Source organism: Paracoccus rhizosphaerae, assembly GCF_026162645.1.
Taxonomy (GTDB): Bacteria; Pseudomonadota; Alphaproteobacteria; order Rhodobacterales; family Rhodobacteraceae; genus Paracoccus; species Paracoccus rhizosphaerae.
Genome location: NZ_JAOTBE010000047.1, coordinates 20,225 through 27,282 on the forward strand (window position 1 = coordinate 20,225; position 7,058 = coordinate 27,282).

A 7,058-nucleotide genomic window follows, 5' to 3' on the forward strand; every position below is an offset into this window, starting at 1 on the left:
TCCATAAATATTTTCCTTTTTAACCTGCTTTCTAAATTTGACTAGATAGCAGAGGCACATCGCATCATCGCATTCGCGATAGTAGTTGCATGGGTTCTGCTGGATTCGTCTGAGACAAGAGGTTTGATAGCTGGGACCGTCATCTTGCGATGGCGCGTATATGAATCTCAGCTTGAAATTTACCAGTCGCCATAGCTAGTCCGACTGTGTTAACCTTGTCTAGGCCGATACTCAACGAAGGAAAAGTGTGGAATCACCTGTTCCCGTAAATCAAGCTGATGGCTTCTCGTAGCATCAGCTTCACGGCGAGCATTTGGTCATTTTACCAACTGTCTTCGGACAGATTGGACGACGGAAGTGGGTTCGTTCATGTGTAGGCGTTTAAATGTTTTCTGTAACGATTCCCGGCGTAAAAATTCCCGAAGATCCTGTTCCTCAAGCTGACGGACCGTCGCAACAGCCCTTCGCAAGTGTCCTTGTTTCCTCGCAACGCGGGACGTTGCCCGGCGCGGTGACGGTCGATCTACCTGACGAACATGTCGTCGAGGTCACTCTTGAGAATGGCATCGTCCTCTACCGTCACGCTGAAGCTCTGCTATCCAAGGGAGGACCGATCGTCCTGCCGGCTTCGTTTCCGGCGCCGAATGGTACTCGAGGTGTGGGGGAGCATATTGTCCGCCTCTATCGGTTCTTCGATGGCGGGGCCGTGAGCAAGGCTGCAGTTAGACTAGCGATGGAGAGGATCGAGAGCAAGCTTCAGGAGCCCGATGCATTACTGCGCTGCCGAACCCCCTCCGATCTTGAGGCGGCCGGCGCCATAGCAGACGGCCAGAAGATGCTGATCCTATTGCACGGTACGTTTTCAAGCACCGCCGGCAGCTTCGGCAACCTCGCGCTCGGAACGGGAGTCACTTCTGCCAGCCCTTGGGAGCGGCTGATGGATGCGTATCGCGGCAATAAAGTACCCGAGCGCCAGGTCTTTGCCTTCGAGCACCGGTCCTTATCCAAAAGCCCGATCGAGAACGCCATCGATCTTGTCGGCCATCTCCCCCGTGGTGCGGAAGTCGACCTTTTGAGCCATTCCCGAGGCGGGCTAGTGGGCGAGCTTCTCTGCCGGGCCGCGCGAACAGGTGCGAAGGGTGCGGGCGCGCTCTTCGACAAGACCGATCGACTCATCCTGGAAGCCAAGCATTCAGGTGGTGAACTCGATACGCTGGTCGAGCAGATCACGGAACTCGACCGGAAGCTGGTCGAACGGGACCTGCGCATCGGCTCATTTGTTCGGGTTGCATGTCCGACGCGGGGTACCCTTCTGGCCTCAGAACGGCTCGACCTCTACCTTTCGGTGTTATTAAATCTCCTTTCGCTGACACCTGGACCCCAACAAGCCTTCGTTACGGTGATGTCAGAATTCGTCCGCGCCGTGGTGGGATCGCGGACGAACATTGAGGCGCTGCCAGGCCTACAGGCGATGATGCCGACCGCGGCCCTTATCGCCATGCTAAATCGCAAGGACCTCACGCTTGAGACGAGCCTTGACATCGTCGGGGGCGACATCAAGGCAGGCGGTGTTCTGCGTGCGCTTGCCGTTTTTGCCACCGACCTGTTTTACAGGGAGGACCATGACCTCGTCGTCAACACCGGCGCGATGTTCGGGGGCGCCCCCCGCACCACGCAACCGCGGGCACTGATAAGCCGTGGCAACCAGATCGCGCACTTCAACTACTTCCGCAACCGCGACAGCGTTGACCGGATAGTCCAGGTGTTGAGCGGGAAGCTCCCGGCTCCCCCACGCAGCGCGTCTCCTGAGCTCGCCTCAGTCCTGCGTAGCAGCCGGGGGGCGGGCGACAGGCCGGTGGCAATCATGCTGCCGGGAATTATGGGAAGCACGCTTGCCAAGGGTGACGACCTGATCTGGATCGACCCACTCGACCTGATGCGCGGCGGGCTGCGCAAGGTTGGTGCAGATGCCGACGGTGTTCCGGCGCCTGGCGTGAGGCCCGTGGGCGCGGTCGAGCGCTACTACCTAGGTCTGGCGCAACATGTGGCGAAGACGCACCACACGATGATCCGGCAGTACGACTGGCGCCTATCACTCGATCTAGCCGCCGACACGCTCGCTGCCACGATCAACGACGCACTAGACGCCACTGAGCAGACCAAGCAGCCGATCCGGCTGATCTGCCACTCCATGGGGGGACTGGTAGCCCGCCGGCTGATCGTGAAGCACTCTACCACATGGCAGCGGATGCACGAGGGGCGCTCAGGCTCCCGTGTGCTTATGCTGGGGACCCCGAATGGTGGCTCTGCAGCTATGGCGGCCGGGCTTATCGGGCGCGATAAGCTGATCAAGCAGCTTGCGCTTATTGATTTGAAGAACTCACCACAGGAGATCCTGTCGGCCATTGTGCCACTGCCGGGGATCTTGGAGCTTCTGCCGACGGACGCAGATTTCACCTACTTCCGAGCGTCAACTTGGGAGAAGCTGGCGGCCGCCGCACCAAAAGACTGGGTACCGCCCAGTCAAGACGCCCTAAATCGCGCCCGCGAAACATGGGAAGGCATGGAACTTGACCCGCGTGACGCCCGGTACATGCTCTACATCGCCGGACAGGCCCCCGCCACCGTCACCGCTATCCGGGAGGAGCCCTTCGCGCTTCTTGCAACTCCCCATGGTGACGGGCGTGTTACATGGGCCACGGGAGTGCTGCCGGGGGTAGCCACTTGGTACGCGCCAAACGTGCAGCACGGCGATCTGGCACGAGACAGGAGCCTCTTCCAACCGATAACGGATCTGCTCCTGCACGGCATGACGAACCGGCTGCCTCAGACTCCCCCAGTTTCTCGTGATGCCGAAGCGGTGTTCGAGTTGGATGAAGAGCCGGTAATATACCCTGCAGGCGACGACTTCGACCTACTGCCGATGGGCGGCAAGTCCGACGCGGTGCTAGCCGAGGACTTGGAGCCATTCCGCGCCCGCGTCACTATTGAGCACGGAGATCTTCGCCTGCAAGCGGGTGCGGTCGTCGTCGGGCATTACGATGGCGCGCCGCTAATCTCAGCCGAAAAGGTGCTGGACGATATCTTCGGAGGCGCGCTCCGCCTCCACCGCGAGGCGGGGATCTACCCTGGACTGATCGGATCCTCGGAGATGTTCTATGACAGCAACAGCAACCCAGTTGGTCCGGACGCGGCGCTGGTAGTCGGGCTGGGACCGTTTGGGCAGTTGACGCCGCAATCCCTCAAATCTACCTTGACGCAGGGTCTTGTGCGTTTTGCGCTGAGACAGCCGGTGGAGCCCGGCCGCAAACGCTTACTGACGAGCTTGCTCATCGGCCATCTCGACAGCCGCATCAGCGTCCGCGAGAGTCTGCGCGCCCTGCTTGAAGCCCTCGAAGCTGCAAACCGAAACGTGCCACGCAGGATGCGGATCGACGAACTTAGAATCCTCGAGGTCTTCGAAGATCGCGCCATCGAGGCCTCCGAGGCGCTCGCGGCCTTCGCTGGCGTCGGCAGGTTTGATCGCCTTGATATCGACCCCCGACTGCGCGAAGGCCAGGAGGGGCGAAGGCGGCACAGCTTCGGTCGCAATACGGAATGGGAGATGATCGTCGAGATCACCTGCCCAGAGGAGACGCCGGACAAGCTCTGTTTCCGCGTAATGAACCGTACTGCGCTCGTAGATTCTCACGAGGCGCCCTTGAACCGGCACGCCCTCGACCACCTGATGACCGGCATTGAGACATCTCGCCGAACCGACTCTACCGTTGGACGCCTGCTGTTTCGTCGCCTGATCCCTCCAATGGTCCGCCGCGTCCTGTCCGAGGGATCGAACGTCACCCTGGTGCTCGACGAAACAGCGGCTGCCTATCCATGGGAACTGGCGATAGATAAGGTTGACGAGAAGCCCATCGCCATTCGCACCAAGCTGGTGCGCCAATTGATCCGCCCCCTCCGGCCTGAGGGCCCGCGGCTGCCTGCAACCTCTGCCTCGCTCGTAATCGGTGATCCGAAGAGCTACTATGCTGCGCTGCCCCAAGCCGAGAAAGAAGCGCGGTCGGTCGAGAAACGATTGAGGTCGGCAGCCATCGGCACGGTCGAAACGTCCTACGGAGATGATCCGGCGATCGAAGAGAAGTTGTTCCTGACTGAGCCGCGCCTGTTGCACTTTGCAGGACATGGGGTCGTGAACGGCGGCCCGGATAAGGAAACAACCGGCCTCGTCATCGGGCGGGACAACTACCTCACTGCCGACGACATCCGACAATTGGAAAGCGTACCGGAATTTGTCTTCCTCAATTGCTGCCATGTTGCGCGGATCGGGCAAACAGTTAGCGGCGACGCGAACCCGGTGCAGGATGCGCCAGAGGCGGTGACCAAGCGATCCGACCTCGCGGCGAACATCGCCATTGCTTTCATGGAGAGGGGCAGCAAAGCTGTTATTGCGGCAGGGTGGGCCATCGACGATGGCCACGCGCGAGCCTTTGCTGACACGTTCTACGATCGCTTCCTGGCCGGAGATTCTTTTGCCCAAGCGGTCCAGGCGGCTCGCGACAAAGCTCATGAAGCAGGTTGCGAAACTGACGGTAAAACGGAAAGCTCTGATCCGACTTGGGGTGCCTACCAGTGCTACGGCGATTCGCAGTACCAATTGCGGTCCCTTGGGGGGCTACCGCCACAATCGGTAAAATTCACTAAATTTACCGCCCGGTCGCAGGTCCTTGCGGCGCTGCAGGTTGTGCGCGCCGATGCCCGCTTCGCAAGAAACCAGGCCGATGCAGATCGATTGTTCGAAACTGTCGAGAATGTCGAGGCCGCCGTATCCGATCAGCCTGAGTGGGCACGTTCGCCTGATGTCTTGGAAGCCTTAGGTCGGGCGCTTGCCGAGATAGGTTATCGCGACCATGCCCTCGCATATCTCGACGAGGCTATCCGCACCAGTCCGCCGACCGTCTCCGTCGAAACGCTGGAGCTGCGCGACATGCTGAGAGTACGAAAAGCCTCCGAGGCACGGTGGCTGGCAGGCGACGGGTACGATGTCAAAGCGCTGCAGGAAATAGAACGGTCGCAGCACGAGAACGCTATTCAATGCCTACAACAGCACGAGTTCCACGCTCGAACGGTTGCCGGCGAGACGCCCGCCGCTAGCGGGGCAATCCGGCGGCTCTTGCGGCTAGGCGACACCCATCTGCGCTTCGCCGCTGCTCTGGCGTCCGAACGAGCTAAAACCGCGTTCGTAAACCAACTGGAGAAGGCCAAGCAATCATATGGTGCTGCGGAAGGTCTGATAGGCGGAGATGCCGTTTTAGAGTTGGCCTATGCCCGCTTGCGAAGGACCGCCGCGACGTACTTTATCATGCGAGAAGAGAAGCGATCAGCCGTCAATCTCCTATCCGACTTAGATTTCGTGGTAGCATCTCTGGGGACTGTGACAACCGGGGGCCCAGTCTTTGAACGGGATTTGCGCCTTGCCGAGGCGCAGCTCCTGTTGCTTTTGGTCGAGCGACGCAAGAGCGAGCCCCACGACAGCAACTCGACGGTGGCGCATACTGTCGAAGCTTTCAGCCGAGCATTTTTAGGCGGTGCAACCATCGGGCAGCGCGAGGAGACCGTCGCTGATCTGGAGGCGCTCGCGCGGCTTCTGGCGCGCGGCGGGTCCAACAAAGATGAAGCCCACCACATCAAGATGATTGCTAAGGAACTGAGACATCGATCGTTAGCACCGCGGCACGGCGGGCCAGAGAAAAACAATCTTCAGCGAGAAAGGTAGGACCATGTCCAACGACAACTATGAAGGTGCAGAATCCGATGCAGTCGGCTTCGAGGAAGCAGGCAAACTACTGAGCAACTTACGCAGCGGCGACGAGCCGCAAGAGCTTAAAGATTTTCGCAAATTCTTTGACCAACTGGAGTATAAGCCCCAGCATTTCCATGCTGATGAGTTCATGGTGATGGGGCCGTCGAACTCCAACCCCGGCAGCAACTGTCGCGGAAAAAACAGTCTTCCGCCACAACCTATTTGGAATAACGTAATTCCGCTGGTCATCGCCTTGGACGCGATCCGTGAGGAGTTAGGCTATTCTGTGCGCATCACAAACTGCTTTCGTGCATCACCTTATAATCAGTGCGTGGGTGGAGCGTCATCGAGCCAACATGTGGTATTCAAAGCTGCAGATTTTGTAGGTGAACAGGAGAACAGTGCAGCGTGGGCCGATGCGGCTAAAGCGGTACGGGGACGGGGCATATTTGCGGGTGGCGTCGGCATCTATTCCGGCTTTGTCCATGTGGACGTCCGCGGGTCTGAAGCGAATTGGGACAATCGTTAATCTAACGCATAACCACAGCACCCGATCATCGCCTGCGACCCGCTCTGGGTGCTCAGTCGGCGTTGTTGCAAAACTCCAGCCTGCCGCGGGATTCACGCGGGCTGGCTGGTAGGGTAAGCGTCCTGGCATGAGCAAACCCAAGCCTGCGCGCTGCCGCACGACGAACTGGAAGTCCTACAATGACGCGCTGAGACGGCGTGGGTTGCTGCTGATCTGGCTGGACAAGGACATGGTGTGGCTGGCGGACAGGGCGGGGCGACCGCCGGTGTTCTCTGATGCGGCCATTCAGTTCTGCCTGATGGTGAAGGTGCTCTTCGGCCTGCCGCTGCGGCAAAGCACAGGGATGGTGGCCAGCATCCTGGAGATGGCAGGGCTGGACTTCTCCACCTTGAGCCGCAGGCAGAAGATCCTTCCTGTGCAGATACCCCACCGCCGCGCGCTTTCTGCGGGACTCTTTGAGTGATCGAAACTTGCCGAGGCCGTTCAGCAGGTGCACGGGGCCATCGCCGCTGTTGGCCGGGCGTATTACGGGCAGGGTGTTCCTTCGCCAGAAGGGATCCTCCCACCGCGTCTACCCATGTTCAAGTAAGAGTCCTCATTAGCGACATTCTCCGTAAGCGGCGTCTGAACCCCACATTGTTCAGCTGACGCCCTGCTGCGAAGTCTTTTCCATCGACCGGTGGGAGTGCGTTTCGCAATGTGTGCCAAGAATTCGTTTCTCACTTCACTGGG

General features: G+C 59.5%; 2 protein-coding genes and 1 pseudogene. All 3 read left to right on the plus strand.

The features are described 5' to 3' along the window. Window positions 1–385: 385 nt before the first annotated feature. Window positions 386–5,770, plus strand: a complete 5,385-nt coding sequence (locus OC184_RS14600; RefSeq protein WP_265507918.1) for a DUF7379 domain-containing protein — start codon at window positions 386–388, stop codon at window positions 5,768–5,770. A gap of 4 nt (window positions 5,771–5,774) precedes the next feature. Continuing rightward, window positions 5,775–6,326 (plus strand): D-Ala-D-Ala carboxypeptidase family metallohydrolase, encoded by a 552-nt coding sequence (locus OC184_RS14605; protein WP_265507919.1) that lies wholly within the window; start codon window positions 5,775–5,777, stop codon window positions 6,324–6,326. A 127-nt stretch (window positions 6,327–6,453) separates the two neighbouring features. Further along, window positions 6,454–6,765: pseudogene (locus OC184_RS14610) on the plus strand (transposase); the annotation flags it as partial. Between the last annotated feature and the right edge of the window lie 293 nt (window positions 6,766–7,058).